This is a genomic window from Microlunatus capsulatus (assembly GCF_017876495.1).
Taxonomy (GTDB): domain Bacteria; phylum Actinomycetota; class Actinomycetes; order Propionibacteriales; family Propionibacteriaceae; genus Microlunatus; species Microlunatus capsulatus.
In genome coordinates, this window is sequence record NZ_JAGIOB010000001.1 from 1,565,854 (window position 1) to 1,580,442 (window position 14,589).

The following is a 14,589-nucleotide window of genomic DNA, read 5'->3' on the forward strand; positions in this document are numbered from 1 at the left end:
CCCGGCCCCGGGTACCGCCGAAACCTGCCGGTCCCGGGGCTGGTGCGCGCCCGGCCGCTACGCTCCGCTCTTCCAGGAAGGAGGCGCCCGTGAAGGTCGTCTACAACAGCTTCAACGGCCGCTACGCCGACAACCCGCGGGCCGTCTTCGAGGGCCTGCGGCGGCGCCGACCGGGCCTGGAGCACGTGTGGCTCGCCGACCCGCGCCACCTCGCGGGCTTCCCGTCCGACGTCACCACGGTGCCCATCCGCAGCGCCGAGGCCGTGGCGACGCTGGAGTCCGCCGACGTCCTGGTGTCCAACACCCACACCGACCTCGACCCCTGGACCAAGCAGCCCGGGCAGGTCTACCTGCAGACCTGGCACGGCACGCCGCTCAAGCGGATCCACCGCTCCGCCCTCAGCCATCCCGCGCCGGCGCTGATGGACGCGCTCGACGTCGAGATCCGGCGCTGGGACCACCTCATCTCCCCCAGCCCGGCCGCGACGACGCTGCTGCGCTCGGCCTTCGGCTACACCGGCTCGGTGCTGGAGACCGGCTACCCCCGCAACGACCAGCTGACCGGCCCCGGCGTCGAGGAGCGGCGGGCCCGGGCCCGCGCCCGCCTGGGCCTGTCCGCGGCCTCCCCCGTCGTGCTCTGGGCGCCCACCTGGCGCGACGACGACGTCGATGACGACGACGCCCCGGACGGCCTGGACGCGGGCGCGCTCGCCGAGCACCTCGGTCCCGACGCCGTCGTGCTGGTCCGCCGGCACTACTACCTCGGCGACCGGCCCGCCCGGTCCCCCCACCCGCAGGTCCGCGACCTGAGCAGCCACCCCGACATCGGCGAGCTGCACCTGGCCGCCGACGTGCTCGTCACCGACTACTCGTCCTCGATCTTCGACTTCGTCGTGACCGGCCGTCCGGTCGTGGTCTACGCCTACGACCTCGAGCACTTCCGCGACCGGCTCCGCGGGTTCACCCTCGACCTGGAGACCGAGCTGCCCGGCCCCGTCGTCCAGGACCAGGACGTCCTGGCCGAGGTGCTGGCCGAGCTGCCCGCCCTGCAGGTGGCCTGGGCCGAGCGCTACGCCGCCTTCCGGGAGCGCTTCTGCTCCCTCGAGGACGGCCGGGCCACCGACCGCGTCGTCGAGGCCCTCTGGCCCGCCGACGCACCCGCTCAGCGGGCCCGCTCGACCCGCCTCTCGTCCCAGACGGGCTGATCGGCCTCGTAGACCCCGCCGTCGCTGCCGAAGACCAGGAACCGGTCGAAGCCGCGGGCGAACCACCGGTCGTGGGTGACCGCGACGACGGTGCCCTCGAAGGAGTCCATGCCCTGCTCCAGGGCCTCGGCCGACTCGAGGTCGAGGTTGTCGGTGGGCTCGTCGAGCAGCAGCAGCGTCGCCCCGGACAGCTCCAGCAGCAGGATCTGGAAGCGCGCCTGCTGGCCGCCGGAGAGGGAGTCGAAGCGCTGCTCGGCGGCGCCGGCCAGCTCGTAGCGGTCGAGCTTGCGCGAGGCGAGCTCGCGGCCCATCCCCGCCCGGCCCATCCCGTTCGGCCCGGTGTCGCCGCGGTGCAGGATCTCCAGCAGCGTCCTCCCCACCAGCTCGGGGTGGTGGTGGGTCTGGGCGAACCAGCCCGGCCGGACCCGGGCGCCCAGCCGGGCCGTCCCGGTGTGGGCCACCGGGGCGATGTCGAGGCTGCCGACGGGCTGGTGCTCGACGTCGGGGTCGGTCCCGCCGCGGGCCAGCAGCCGCAGGAAGTGGGACTTCCCGGACCCGTTGGAGCCGAGCACGCCCACCCGGTCGCCGAACCAGATCTCGGTGCTGAACGGCCTCATCAGCCCGGTCAGCTCGAGGTCGTCGACGACGACGGCCCGCTTGCCGGTCCGCCCGCCGCCGAGCCGCATGGAGACCTTCTGCTCCAGCGGCACCGCCTCGGGCGGGCCGGCCTCCTCGAACTTCGCGAGCCGGGTCTGGGCGGCCTTGTAGCGCGAGGCGAGCCCGTCGTTGTACTTGGCCTTGACCTTGAGCATCTGGACGAGGTCGACGATCTTCTGGTGCTCCTCGTCCCAGCGCCGGCGGAGCTCCTCGAAGCGCGCGAACCGCGCCGCGCGGGCGGCGGCCAGGCTGGCGAAGCCGGTGCCGTGCACCCAGACGCTGTTGCCGGCCGCCCCCAGCTCGAGGACGGCGACGGCGGTGGCGGCCCGGGCCAGCAGCTCCCGGTCGTGGCTGACCAGCAGCACCGACTTCTGGGTGGCCGCCAGCTGGCCCTCCAGCCAGCGCTTGCCGGGGACGTCGAGGTAGTTGTCGGGCTCGTCGAGCAGCAGCACCTCGTCCGGCCCGCGCAGCAGCGCCTCCAGCGCCAGCCGCTTCTGCTCCCCGCCCGACAGCGTGCCCACCTCGCGCCACCGGACGCGGTCGTAGGAGACCCCGAGCGCGGCGGTGCAGCAGGCGTCGAAGGTGACCTCGGCGTCGTAGCCGCCGGCGTCGGCGTAGTCGGCCAGCGCCTGCGCGTAGGCCATCTGGGTGGGCTCGCTGTCGTCCTCCATGAGCGCCAGCTCCAGGGCGTCGACGGCGGCGGCCGCGGCCCGCAGGCGCGGCGGGGCGAGGGAGAACAGCAGGTCCCGGACGGTGCTCCCGTCCCGGATGGAGCCGATGAACTGGCGCATCACGCCGAGCCCGCCGCTGCGGGAGACCGAGCCGCTGCTGGGCGCCAGGTCGCCGGCGATGATCCGCAGCAGCGTCGTCTTGCCCGAGCCGTTGGGTCCGACGAGCGCGACGACGGCGCCCTCGCCCACCCGGAACGAGACGTCGTCGAGCAGCACGCGGCCGTCCGGCAGGTGGTAGCCGACGGCCGACAGGTCGACGTGCCCCATGGCGGCCGCCTCCGTTCTGGTGGGTGAGGCCCCTAGGGTGCTACGACCCGACCCCCTCCTGGCAAGCCGGTTCCGCGGCGCCGCCGCTCAGGCCGCGAGCAGCAGGGCGAGCGCGGCGGTGTCGACGTTGCTCTGCGGGTCCACGCCGTTGCGGCTCACCAGCTGGGTGACGGTGCCCTCGACGTCGGCCTCCACCCAGGCGGCGCGGTGGTCGAGGCCGAGGTGCGGCAGCCCGGGCAGGAAGACGCAGCCGGAGGCCACCGCGTACTCGGGCACCGAGGCGAGGGTGCTCGACGGCGGGTGCAGCACCACCAGGCCGGGCGGCTGGGCGTCGGCGAACAGGCCGGGCCGCAGCGGGTGCTCCCCGATGAGCTGGCCCTCGGCCACGACCAGCCCGACGGCGCCCGCCTGCGGGGCGTCGGGCAGCTCCTCGCGCACCCGGAACACCGTGCTGACGGGCAGCAGCCCGGGCACGGCGGCCATCTGCACGGCCAGCACCAGGAACCGGGCCCACTCGACGGTGTCCTGCGGCCAGCGGCCGCTCAGCAGGAAGCCGTACAGCGACCCGCCCGACTGCAGCGGTGCGACCTCGATCGACGACGGACGACCAGTCATGGCGACCTCCAGCTCGGCGGAGCAGACGCCCCTCCCGGTCACGGCGACGACGCAGCACCCGAGCGGGCTGGCACCATCGTCAGCAGTCCAGGGCTGGCAGACAAGAGGGGTCGAGTGCCAGCGGCCGCGGCACGGGTGCGGGGCGAGGTGCCGCTGGGGCCGGAGTGACGCAGATCACGACCCGCCGGCGGCCGGCAGCTCGACGACGGCCTGCAGGGTCCAGGGCGGCGCGGCGTCCTCCAGCCGGACGGCGCCGCCGACCCGGGCCGCCAGCTCCCGGGCGATGGGCAGGCCGAGCCCCGTCCCGCCGACGTCGCGGCTGCGGGCGTCGTCGCGGCGGGTGAAGCGCTCGAACACCCGCTCGCGCTCCTCGTCGGGCAGCCCGGGCCCGTCGTCGAGGACGACGAGCCGGACGCGGCCCTCGGCGACGACCGCCGCCAGCTCGACGGCCGAGCCCGCGTGCCGCACCGCGTTGTCGAGGAGGTTCTGCACCACCCGGCGGAGCTCCTCCGGGTCGGCCAGCACGGTCGGGTCGGCGCCCGGCCGGACGGTGACCGGCACCCGCGCGGGCGTCCGCTCCGCGACGTCCTCGAGCAGCCCCCGCACGGCGACGGGCACGGTGCGGGCGGGGCCGCGGGTGTCGGCGTCGGCGCGGGCCAGCAGCAGCAGGTCCTCCACCAGCCGGCCGAGCCGGTCGACGTCGACGAGCAGCTCCGCCGGCAGCTGCCCGCCCTCCCCCAGCCGCTCCGCCACCTCCAGCTGGGTCCGGATCGACGTCAGCGGGCTGCGCAGCTCGTGGGCGGCGTCGGCGACGAAGGAGCGCTGCCGCGCCCGGCCGGCGGCCAGCCGGTCCAGCATCTGGTTGAGCGTCACGGCCAGCGCGTGCACCTCGTCGTCGGCCACCGGCACCCGCAGCCGCTCGGTCCGACCGGTGCCGCTGATCCGCTCGGCCTGCGCCCGCAGCTCCTCGACCGGGCGCAGCGTCGAGCCGACGACCCGCCAGGCGACGGCGGCCAGCGCGACCAGCACCAGGGGGAACAGGGTCAGCAGGCCGGTGCGCAGGGCCGCCCGGACGGCCAGCACGTCGCCGACGGGCAGGGCCACCAGGACGCTCACCGGGCCGTCGGGCGCCTCGGCGGCCACCGCCCGGACGCGGAGCGGCACGGCCAGCGCCGCCCGGGCGCCGGGCACCTGGACGGCCTCCCCGGCCAGCGCGCGGGCCAGCTCGTCGGGCCGGAGCAGCGGCGTCAGCCGGTCGGCGGTCGCCGAGCCCGCCACCACGCGCTGCTGGGCGTCGACCACCTGCACCACCTGGGCGCCGGAGACGGGGACGGGGCTCGGCAGCCGGCCCGCCTCGACCAGTACGGCCACCTCGTCGGCGGCGGCCAGCGCCCCGTCGTCCAGGGTGCGGTCGACGGCGAAGGTCAGGGCGCCGTAGAAGGCGAACCCGCCGGCGAGCAGGGCGACCCCCACGCCGGTCACGCCGATGATGATCAGCCGGGCCCGCAGGCTCAGCCGCGCGGACCAGCGGCGCGGGGTGAGCCGGCCGCTCACGCCACCAGCCGGTAGCCGACCCCGCGGACGGTGACCAGCCGCTCGGCCCCGATCTTGCGGCGGACGTAGCCGACGTAGACCTCGACGGCGTTGGGGGCCACGTCGGCGGCGCTGTCCCAGACGTGCTCGAGCAGCTCGCCCTTGGCCACCACCCGGTCACCCTGGCGCATCAGGTACTCCAGCAGCACGAACTCCCGCGGCGTCAGCTCCACGGGGGCGCCGGCGACGCCGACCGCGCGGGTGGCCGGGTCGAGGGTGAGGTCGCCGACGGCCAGCACCGCCGGCCGGGCCACCACCCCGCGGCGCAGCAGCGCGCGCAGCCGGGCCAGCAGGATGACGAAGGAGAAGGGCTTGGTGAGGTAGTCGTCGGCGCCGTCGTCGAGGGCGTCGGCCTGGTCGTGCTCGCCGTCCTTGGCCGAGAGCATCAGCACCGGCACCCAGTTGTCCTCGGCCCGCAGCCGGCGGACCACCTCGTAGCCGGACATCCCCGGCAGCATGACGTCGAGCACGACGGCGTCGAAGTCGCCGCTGCGGGCCGCCCGCAGGCCCTCGGGCCCCGTGCCCGCGCTGTCGACCGCGAACCCCTCCGCGGCCAGGCCGCGCCGCAGGGCGGCCACCAGCCGCTCCTCGTCGTCCACCAGCAGCACCCGCACGGGGTCCAGCGTGGCACGGGGCGCCCGCCGGGACCCGGCCCGACGCCCCCTCGGGCGCGGGCTCAGCGTCCTCTCAGCACCCCGAGAGCAGGATGGCCGCATGCAGATCCTCACCCGTCGTCCGGCCCTGCGCTGGATCGCCCCGGTGGCCCTCGCGCTCGCCGTGGGCGGCACCGGCATCGTGGCCGCCACCGCCGACGCCGACCCGAAGCTGGCCCCCAAGACCGCCGAGCAGCTGCTCGTCGACCTGCAGGGCTCCGACGTCGCCGGTCTCTCCGGCACGGTCGTGCAGAAGGCCGAGCTCGGCCTGCCCGCGCTGCCCGCGATGGGCGGCGGCGCGGACGCCTCGCAGCTCACCTCGCTGCTGAGCGGCAGCCACACGCTGCGGGTCTGGTACGACGGCCCCGACAAGGCGCGCTTCGCGCTGCTGGACGACGACCTCGGCGAGACCGACGTCATCGTCAGCGGCCGGGACCTGTGGACTTGGTCCAGCCAGGACAACGAGGCCACCCACGCCACCCTCCCCGCGGAGCCCGCGGCCGGTGAGCGGCCCAGCCGCCCCGGCGTGCCGACCACCCCGCAGGAGGCCGCGAAGACGGTGCTCGACGCGATCGGGCCGTCCACCGTGGTCAGCACCGACTCCGCCGTCGAGGTGGCGGACCGGCCGGCGCGCGAGCTGGTGCTCGCCCCGACCGACGACCGCTCGCTCATCAGCCAGGTCCGGATCGCCGTCGACGACGCGACGTCGGCCCCGCTGCGGGTGCAGGTGCTCGGCGAGGACGCGGCCACGGTCGCCGAGATCGGCTTCACCGCCGTCGACTTCAGCGCCCCCGACGCGGGCCAGTTCAGCTTCAACCCCCCGCCCGGGGCCGAGGTCACCGAGAAGGGCGCCCTCGACGCCCCCGCGCCGCGTGAGCCCGGCACGGCCGACCGCGAGGCGGCCGAGGCGGCCAAGGCCTCCACCCGCGTCGTGGGCGAGGGCTGGACCACCGTCGTGGTCTCGAAGCTCCCCGCCAGCTCGACCGACGCGGCCAGCGGCCAGCTCGGCACCGTGCTCGCCACCCTGCCGACCGTCTCCGGCTCCTGGGGCAGCGGCAAGTTGCTGGCCGGTACCGCCTTCTCCGCGGTGCTGACCGACGACGGCCGGGTCGCCGTCGGCGCCGTGGCGCCGCAGCTGCTCTACGACGCCCTCGCCCGCTAGGCCGCCGGGCGTGGTCCGACCAGACGACGCCCCGGGGGGCACCGGCGCGCCGCCGGTGCTCACCCGCGGGCTGACCAAGCAGTTCCGCCGCCAGACGGCGGTCAGGTCCGTCGACCTCGAGGTGCCCGCGGGAGCCGTCTACGGCTTCCTCGGCCCCAACGGGTCGGGCAAGACGACGACGATCCGGATGCTGCTGGGCCTGGTCCGGCCCACGGCCGGCTCGGTCGAGCTGCTCGGCCTGCCGATGCCCGAGCGCGGCGGCGAGGCCCTGCGCCGGGTGGGCGCCCTCGTCGAGGGCCCCGCCTTCCACCCCTACCTCTCCGGACGGGCCAACCTGGCCCGGCTGGACGCCGCCGACGGCCACAGCGACGCCCGCACCTCGGCGGCCCGGATCGACGCCGCCCTCGACCGCGTGGGCCTGCTGGCCGCCGCCACCAAGCGCTACCGGGCCTACTCCCTCGGCATGCGGCAGCGGCTGGCCATCGCCAACGCCCTGCTGATGCCGCGGGACCTGCTGGTGCTCGACGAGCCGACCAACGGCCTCGACCCGCAGGGCACCCGCGAGGTGCGCCACCTCGTCGGCGACCTCGCTGCCGACGGCGCCACCGTCCTGGTCTCCAGCCACCTGCTCGCCGAGGTGGAGCAGATGTGCAGCCACGTCGGCGTCATGTTCGAGGGCCAGCTGGTCTCGCAGGGCTCGATGGCCGAGCTGTCCGCCGGCACCACCAAGACCGTCCGCGTCGACACCGACCGGACCGAGGACGCGGCCCGGGTGCTCGCGCAGCTGGGCCTCACCGAGGTGGCGCGCACCGCCACCCGCGTCAGCGCCGTGCTGGGCGAGGTCGAGGCCGCCAAGATCGTGCCCGAGCTGGTGCACGCCGACGTCCCCGTGCTGGGCTTCACCGTGCAGAGCCCCAGCCTGGAGGACGTGTTCGTCTCGCTCACCGGAGAGGGCTTCGATGTCAGCGGCTGAGGTGCTGGGCACGCCCGGCGCCGCCCCCCGACCCGTGCCGGCGGCCGCGCCCGCCTCGCCGCTCGGCTGGCTGCGCTTCCTGCGCTCCGAGCTCACCATCATCTTCGGCCGGCGCCGCAACCTCGCCGGCATCGGCGTGCTGGCCGTCGTGCCGGTCGTGCTGGCGATCGCCGTCAAGGTCTCCGCCCCGGGCGGGGGCGGCGGCCCGGACTTCATCAGCGCCATCACCGGCAACGGGTTGTTCGTCGCCTTCGCCGCGCTGACCCTGGAGATCCCGATCTTCCTGCCGCTGGCCGTCGGCGTCATCGCCGGCGACTCGGTGGCGGGCGAGGCCAACATCGGCACCCTGCGCTACCTGCTCACCATCCCGGCGGGCCGGACCCGGCTGCTGGCGGTGAAGTTCGCCGCCATCGCGATCTCCGCGCTGGTGGCGGTGCTCGTCGTCGCCGTCGTCGGCACGGTGATGGGGCTCGCGCTGTTCGGGGGCGGGCCGATGACCCTGCTGTCGGGCACGCAGACCTCGATGGCCGACGGGTTGGGCCGGCTCCTGCTGACCTGCCTCTACCTCACCGTCCAGCTCGCGGCGCTGGGGGCGATCGGCCTGTTCATCTCCACCCTGACCGAGCAGCCGATCGGCGCGACCGTGGCCGTCGTCCTCGTCAACGTGATGATGTTCGTCCTCGACTCGATCTCCCAGCTGTCGTGGCTGCACCCCTGGCTGCTGACGCACTGGTGGACCGCCTTCGGCAACCTGCTGCGCGACCCGGTGGCCACCGAGGACATCACCCGCGGCCTGGTCACCGCGGCCGTCTACGCCGGGGTGTTCTGGCTGGCGGCCTGGGCCCGGTTCTCCGGCAAGGACGTCACCAGCTGAGCGCAGACCGGCCGTCCCGGCGGTCCCGACCGCCGGTGCCCCCGGTGGCCGGCGCCGCTGCGCCGAGCCCCCACCGCGCCCCCGCCCGGGTGGCCGCCGGGCTGGTCGCGACGGCGCTCGCCCTCGCCCTGGTGGGCTCGCTCCCCCGGCCCGTGCCCCGTCCGGCGCCGCCCCCGCCCCCGGCGGACGTGCTGGCCACGGCGCTCGCCGCGCGGGTGGACGTCGCCGGGGTCCGGCCCCACCTCGCGGCGCTGCAGGCCGCGGCCGACGCGCACGACGGCCACCGGGCCGACGGCTCCCCCGGTCACGACGCGAGCGTCGCCCTGGTCGCGGACGCCCTGCGGGCCGCCGGCTTCGCCGTCGAGACCCCGGAGTTCCGCTACCCCGTCGAGGTCGTGCTGGCCCGGCACGTCGTGCTGGACGGCGACCGGCTGCGCGCGGACCGCCTCGAGGGCAGCCCCGAGACCCCCGCCGACGGCGTCGCCGGACCCCTGGTGGTGCCGGGCGGCGGGGCCGCGACGGGCTGCCGCGCCGCCGACCTCGACCCGCTCACCGCGGCCGGGGCGGTGCTGCTGGTCCGCCGCGGCGGGTGCCCCTTCGCCACCAAGGCCGCGCGGGCCGCCGACGCGGGCGCCGCGGCGCTGCTGGTGGCCAACGACGAGGCGGGCCCGCTGACCGGCGGGACGCTGCGCGAGCGCGGCCGGCTGCCCGTCGCCGGGGTCAGCACCGCCGACGGCGACCGGCTGTCCGCGCGCGCCGGCACCCGGGTGGTGCTCGACCTGCGGACCCGCACCGAGACCCGCACCAGCCGCAACGTCGTCGCCCAGACCCGGACCGGCCGGGCCGACGACGTCGTCGTGGTCGGCGGCCACCTCGACAGCGTCGAGGAGGGCCCGGGGATCAACGACAACGGCAGCGGGGCGGCCGCGCTGCTGGAGCTGGCGACGGCGCTGGGCCCCGAGCCCGCCGTCGACCGGGCGGTCCGGTTCGCCTGGTGGGGCGGGGAGGAGCTCGGCCTGCTCGGCTCGCAGGCCTACGTCGACGGCCTCGACGCCGCCGGCCGGCGCGCCCTCGCGCTGTACCTCAACGTCGACATGCTCGGCTCGCCCAACCCGGGCTTCTTCGTCTACGACGGCGACGACTCCGCCGACGACGGCGCGGGGCCCGGACCGGCCGGCTCCGCCGCGCTGGAGCGCACCCTCGTCGACCGGCTCACCGCCCTCGGCACCGCCCCCGGCCCGACGGACTTCGACGGCCGCTCCGACTACGGCCCGTTCATCGACGTCGGCGTCCCGGCCGGCGGGCTGTTCAGCGGCGCCGAGGCGCTCAAGACGCCGGCGCAGGCCGCGCGCTGGGGCGGCACCGCCGGCGAGCCGTTCGACCCCTGCTACCACCGGGCCTGCGACGACCTCGGCAACGTCGACCTGCCGGCCCTCGGCCTGCACCTGGACGCCCTGGCCTGGACCGTCGGCCGCTACGCCGCGGGCGGGGCCGGACCGGCGCCGGACCCGGTCGCGCCGCGCGCCGTCGTCCCCGCCCTGGCCCCGCCGGCCCGGCGCCGGGCCGTCCTCGGCCACCATCCACCGGCGGGCGCGCGCAGGCGGGCGGGCGACCCGCCCCGGTAGGTTCGGGGTGTGGAACGGGACCCGGAGCTGCGCGGCAAGCTCGCCAAGGAGGGCCGGCTGTGGGCGATGGCCGCCGTCTGCGCGACGGCCGGCGCCGTCACCGTCGCCGTGACCGACGCCATCCCGCCCGGGGTGCTCGCCTTCCTGGTGGCGCTCGCCGTGCTCGGCCCGCTGCTCCGGCTGTACGAGAAGCGGCACCGGCGGTGAGCGCGCCCGACGCCGGGCCCCCGCCGGCCCCGGTGCAACCGGCCGGCGAGCGGCCCGCCCGGCCGCCGCGGGTGCACCGCGAGGTCGTGTCGTTCGTCCGGCGCAGCGCCCGGATGCGGCCCAACCAGCGCCGCGCCTGGGACGCCCACCACGAGCGCTTCGTGCTGCCGGTGGACCGGCGCGAGACGAGCACGTCGGTCGACCCGGACGCCCGGCTGGACCTGACGGCGGCCTTCGGCCGCGAGGCCCCGCTGGTCGTCGAGATCGGCCCCGGCCCGGGCGACTCGCTGGTGGCGATGGCCGCCGCCCGGCCCGAGGTCGACGTGCTGGCCTTCGAGGTCTACGAGCCGGCAGCGGCCCAGCTGGTCAGCGCGCTGCACCGGGCCGGTCTGGACAACGTCCGCATCGTCGTCGCCGACGCGGTGGCGGGGCTGCAGCACCTGCTGCCCGCTGGTCGCCTGGCCGAGCTGTGGACCTTCTTCCCCGACCCGTGGCCCAAGTCCCGGCACCACAAGCGCCGCCTGGTCAGCCCCGCCCTGGCGGCCGTCGCCGCCGAGCGGCTGCAGCTCGGCGGCACCTGGCGGCTCGCCACCGACTGGGAGGACTACGCCCTCGCCATGCGGGAGGTGCTGGACGCCGAGCCCGGACTGGAGAACCTCCACCCGGGGGGCTGGGCGCCGCGCTGGGACGCCCGTCCGCTCACCCGCTTCGAGCAGCGGGGGCTGGACGCCGGCCGGGCCGTGCACGACCTCACCTACCGGCGGGTCACGCCGGCGGCCCCGTGAGCGGCCCCACCCGCCGCTGGCGGCTGGACCTCGGCTACGACGGCGCCGGCTTCTCCGGCTGGGCCCGCCAGCCCGGCCTGCGGACCGTGCAGGGCGAGCTGGAGGACTGGGTGACCCGGGTGCTGCGGCTGCCCGAGCCGGCGGCGCTGGTCTGCGCCGGCCGCACCGACACCGGCGTGCACGCGCGCGGCCAGGTGGCCCACGTCGACCTGCCCGCCGACGCCCTCGAGGACGGCGCGCTGCTCACCCGCCGGCTGCACCGGGTGCTGGCCGGTGACCTCGTCGTGCGCGCCGTCACGCCGGCCCCCGAGGGCTTCGACGCCCGCTTCGGCGCGGTCTGGCGGCGCTACGTCTACCGGCTCAGCGACGGCGGCGCCCCGCTGGACCCGCTGCACCGCGGCTGGGTGGTGGCCGTCCAGCCGGCGCTGGACCTCGACCGGCTGGCCTCCGCCGCGCCCGTCCTGCTGGGCCTGCGCGACTTCGGCGCCTTCTGCAAGCGGCGCGAGGGCGCGACGACGGTCCGGACCCTGCTGGAGCTGTCCGCGGCCCGGGTGCCCTCGGGGCCGCTCGCCGGCGCCGTCGAGCTGACAGTCCGGGCCGACGCCTTCTGCCACTCGATGGTCCGCTCGCTGGTCGGCGCGCTCGTCGACGTCGGCGCGGGCCGGCGCGACCTCGGCTGGCTGCGGCGGGTGACCACCGAGGCGGCCCGCTCCCCCGACGTCCAGGTGATGCCGGCGAAGGGGCTGGTGCTGGAGGAGGTCGGCTACCCGCCCGACGACCAGCTGGTGGCCCGGGGCCTGGAGGCCCGCAGCGTCCGCCGGGCTGCCGCCGAGCCCGACCCCGAACCCACCCCGTCCGAGGAGGTGCCCGCGTGAGCGAGCCGTCCCACTACTTCGACGCGACCCCGACCGGCCCCGAGCGCCGGCGGACCGTCACCGTCGGCGTCTGGGGTCGCGAGCTGGAGCTGAGCACCGCCAACGGCGTCTTCGCCGGCGACGGCCTGGACCGCGGCACCGCGGTGCTGCTGCGCGCGTCGGCCCCGCCGACGGGCAGTCCCCGGGTGCTCGACCTCGGCTGCGGCTGGGGGCCGATCGCGGTCGGGATCGCCGTGCACTGCCCCGGGGCGCAGGTGGACGCCGTCGACGTCAACGACCGGGCGCTGGGCCTGTGCCGCGACAACGCCGCGGCCCTCGGCGTCGGCGACCGGGTGCGGGCGCTGCGGCCCGAGCAGGTGGAGGACGCGGCCCGCTACGACCAGATCTGGTCGAACCCGCCGATCCGGGTGGGCAAGGAGGCGCTGCACGTGCTGCTGCTCCGGTGGCTGCCGCGGCTGACCCCCGACGGGGAGGCCCGGCTGGTCGTCGGCCGCAACCTCGGCGCGGACACCCTGCAGCGCTGGCTGGTCGAGCAGGGCCACCCCACCGAGCGGGTCGCCTCGGCCAAGGGCTTCCGGGTGCTCGTCGTCCGCCCGGCCGCGACCCAGGGCTGACGCCTGCTGTGCTTCCGGTGACCCCGCCGCTCGACGCCCTGCTGGCCGACCTCGCCGCCTGGTCCCCGCCCGACCCGGAGCAGGCGCGGCTGCGCACGGCGTACCGCGACCGGCTGCTCGCCGCGGGTCCGGCGGCGCTGCGCCGCGACGGCGGCCCGGAGCACGTGACGGCCAGCGCCCTGGTCCTGGACCCCGACCTGGAGCGGACCGTGCTGTGCCTGCACCGCAAGGGCCGGTTCTGGGTGCAGCCGGGCGGCCACCTCGAGCCGGACGACGCCGACGTGGCCGCCGCGGCGCTGCGGGAGGCGCGCGAGGAGACGGGCCTGACCGGCCCGATGGCACTGCCCGGGCTGCTGGACCTCAACCGGCACGCCCTGCCGGCCGGCTTCGGCGCCTGCCGCGTCCACTGGGACGTCGGCGTCGCCGTGACCGCCCCGGCCGACGCCGTGCCCGCCGTCAGCGACGAGAGCCACGCGGTGGCCTGGTTCGCCCTCGACGCGCTGCCCCAGCCGCTGGCCGGCAGCGTGGCCACCCGCCTGCAGCGCGCCCGCGCCCTGCTGGCGGGCCGCTCCGGTGCGGGCCGGTCCGCTGGGAGCCGCGCGACCGGCGACGGCGGCGGGACCTGAGAACATAGGGGTGCTAGACGTCGGCGCAGCGGTGGGCCGGCCCCGTTCCCAGCCGAGGAGATCTCCGTGGCGACACCACCGGTCCCGGTCGTGGCCCCGACACCCGGCACCCCGACGCCGTCCACCCCGGACCCGACGACGGCACCCGCCCGTCCCGCGCCGCGCTGGCTGGTCACCCTGCCCCTGATGCTGGGCGGCGGCGCGCTGATCGCCCTGCAGTCGCAGGTGAACGGCGCCCTCACCGGTCGGCTGGGCACCGGGCTCCGGGCGTCCGCGCTCGCGGCCCTGGTCAGCTTCGGCTCCGGCCTGCTCGTGCTGAGCCTGCTGGCCCTGCTGCACCGGCCGACGGGTCGCGGGGTGGCGGCCCTCGGCGGCGCCGTGCGCCGGCGCCGGATCCCGCTGTGGCTGGTGCTGGGCGGCCTCGGCGGGGCCTTCTTCGTCGCGTCCCAGGGGCTGGCGGCCCCCACGCTCGGCATCACCTTCTTCATCCTCTGCTTCGTGGCCGGCCAGGCCGTCATGGCGCTCGTCGTCGACCAGCGGGGCTGGGGACCCAACGGCGTCACCGCCCTCACCCGCTCCCGGGTGGCCGGCGCCGTGCTGGCCGTGCTCGCGGTCGCCGTCTCCGGGGCCGGGCTGCTCAGCGCGGTCCCCGTCACCGGCTCCCTGCTCGTGCTGGCCGCGCTGCCGCTGCTGGCCGGGGCGGTCAACAGCGCGCAGCAGGGCGTCAACGGCCGGCTCGCGGCCCACGTCGGACCCTGGGTCACCACCTGGAACAACTTCTGGGTGGGGACGCTCGGCCTCGTGCTCTTCCTCGCCGTCGCCCTGCTGCGGCCGGGGCACCTCACCGGGTTGCCGACGGAGCCCTGGCTGTACCTGGGCGGGCTCTGCGGCATCGGCTTCATCTGGGCCTCGACGGTCACCGTGCGGGTGCACGGGGTGCTCGTCGTCGGCGTCTTCTCCGTGGCCGGGCAGGTGGTCACCGCGGCCCTGATCGGCTTGCTCACCGGGCCCGGGCGGCCGGGGCCGACGACCTGGGCGGCCGTGGCCGTCAGCCTGGCCGGGGCCGCCGTCGTCGGGCTGGCCCAGCGCCGCCGTCACGCCGGCTGACGAGCTCCGCCAGCACGCCG

General features: G+C 76.9%; 15 protein-coding genes. 11 read left to right on the top strand and 4 right to left on the bottom strand.

The annotated features are described in order from the left end of the window. The first annotated feature begins 89 nt into the window (after nt 1–89). Nucleotides 90–1,205, top strand: coding sequence for a CDP-glycerol glycerophosphotransferase family protein (locus JOF54_RS07165; protein WP_210054278.1), 1,116 nt, complete (start codon nt 90–92; stop codon nt 1,203–1,205). Here the strand turns inward: JOF54_RS07165 and JOF54_RS07170 are convergent. The 4 genes from JOF54_RS07170 to JOF54_RS07185 all read right to left on the bottom strand — a co-directional run bounded on the left by JOF54_RS07170 (nt 1,163) and on the right by JOF54_RS07185 (nt 5,682). After that, nucleotides 1,163–2,860: an ATP-binding cassette domain-containing protein gene (locus tag JOF54_RS07170; protein WP_210054280.1), complete on the bottom strand. Its 1,698-nt coding sequence runs from the start codon at nt 2,858–2,860 to the stop codon at nt 1,163–1,165. The genes JOF54_RS07165 and JOF54_RS07170 overlap by 43 nt on opposite strands. Before the next feature lie 87 nt (nt 2,861–2,947). After that, nucleotides 2,948–3,475 (bottom strand): peptidase, encoded by a 528-nt coding sequence (locus JOF54_RS07175; RefSeq protein WP_210054283.1) that lies wholly within the window; start codon nt 3,473–3,475, stop codon nt 2,948–2,950. 174 nt (nt 3,476–3,649) lie between these two features. Further along, on the bottom strand, nt 3,650–5,029 hold the full coding sequence (locus JOF54_RS07180; RefSeq protein WP_307803927.1) for a sensor histidine kinase: 1,380 nt from the start codon (nt 5,027–5,029) through the stop codon (nt 3,650–3,652). After that, nucleotides 5,026–5,682 carry a response regulator transcription factor gene (locus tag JOF54_RS07185; RefSeq protein WP_210054285.1) on the bottom strand — a complete coding sequence of 219 codons (657 nt, stop codon included), beginning with the start codon at nt 5,680–5,682 and terminating at the stop codon, nt 5,026–5,028. Before JOF54_RS07185 ends, JOF54_RS07180 begins: the two co-directional genes overlap by 4 nt. Nucleotides 5,683–5,782: 100 nt before the next feature. On the opposite strand from JOF54_RS07185, the gene JOF54_RS07190 reads away from it, so the two are divergent. The 10 genes from JOF54_RS07190 to JOF54_RS07235 all read left to right on the top strand — a co-directional run bounded on the left by JOF54_RS07190 (nt 5,783) and on the right by JOF54_RS07235 (nt 14,569). Further along, nucleotides 5,783–6,883: a LolA family protein gene (locus tag JOF54_RS07190; protein ID WP_210054286.1), complete on the top strand. Its 1,101-nt coding sequence runs from the start codon at nt 5,783–5,785 to the stop codon at nt 6,881–6,883. Between the two features lie 10 nt (nt 6,884–6,893). Then, nucleotides 6,894–7,856 carry an ABC transporter ATP-binding protein gene (locus JOF54_RS07195; protein WP_210054288.1) on the top strand — a complete coding sequence of 321 codons (963 nt, stop codon included), beginning with the start codon at nt 6,894–6,896 and terminating at the stop codon, nt 7,854–7,856. Continuing rightward, nucleotides 7,843–8,730, top strand: coding sequence for an ABC transporter permease (locus JOF54_RS07200; RefSeq protein ID WP_210054290.1), 888 nt, complete (start codon nt 7,843–7,845; stop codon nt 8,728–8,730). Before JOF54_RS07195 ends, JOF54_RS07200 begins: the two co-directional genes overlap by 14 nt. 35 nt (nt 8,731–8,765) lie before the next feature. Beyond that, entirely contained in the window at nt 8,766–10,355 is a 1,590-nt protein-coding gene (locus JOF54_RS07205; protein WP_210054292.1) for a M28 family peptidase, read from the top strand. 9 nt (nt 10,356–10,364) lie between these two features. Next, nucleotides 10,365–10,562, top strand: a complete 198-nt coding sequence (locus tag JOF54_RS07210) for a hypothetical protein (protein ID WP_210054294.1) — start codon at nt 10,365–10,367, stop codon at nt 10,560–10,562. Then, the gene (gene trmB / locus JOF54_RS07215; protein ID WP_307803929.1) at nt 10,559–11,347 is read left to right on the top strand and encodes a tRNA (guanosine(46)-N7)-methyltransferase TrmB; all 789 of its coding nucleotides are present in this window, start codon (nt 10,559–10,561) and stop codon (nt 11,345–11,347) included. Before JOF54_RS07210 ends, trmB begins: the two co-directional genes overlap by 4 nt. After that, complete coding sequence (locus JOF54_RS07220) at nt 11,344–12,222, top strand: tRNA pseudouridine synthase A (protein ID WP_210054296.1); 879 nt, start codon at nt 11,344–11,346, stop codon at nt 12,220–12,222. The genes trmB and JOF54_RS07220 overlap by 4 nt, the downstream gene beginning before the upstream one ends. Beyond that, complete coding sequence (locus JOF54_RS07225; protein WP_210054298.1) at nt 12,219–12,836, top strand: class I SAM-dependent methyltransferase; 618 nt, start codon at nt 12,219–12,221, stop codon at nt 12,834–12,836. Before JOF54_RS07220 ends, JOF54_RS07225 begins: the two co-directional genes overlap by 4 nt. A 17-nt stretch (nt 12,837–12,853) precedes the next feature. Beyond that, entirely contained in the window at nt 12,854–13,462 is a 609-nt protein-coding gene (locus JOF54_RS07230; RefSeq protein ID WP_307803930.1) for an NUDIX domain-containing protein, read from the top strand. A 66-nt stretch (nt 13,463–13,528) separates the two neighbouring features. Next, nucleotides 13,529–14,569, top strand: coding sequence for a DMT family transporter (locus JOF54_RS07235; RefSeq protein WP_210054300.1), 1,041 nt, complete (start codon nt 13,529–13,531; stop codon nt 14,567–14,569). The last annotated feature ends 20 nt before the right edge of the window (nt 14,570–14,589 follow it).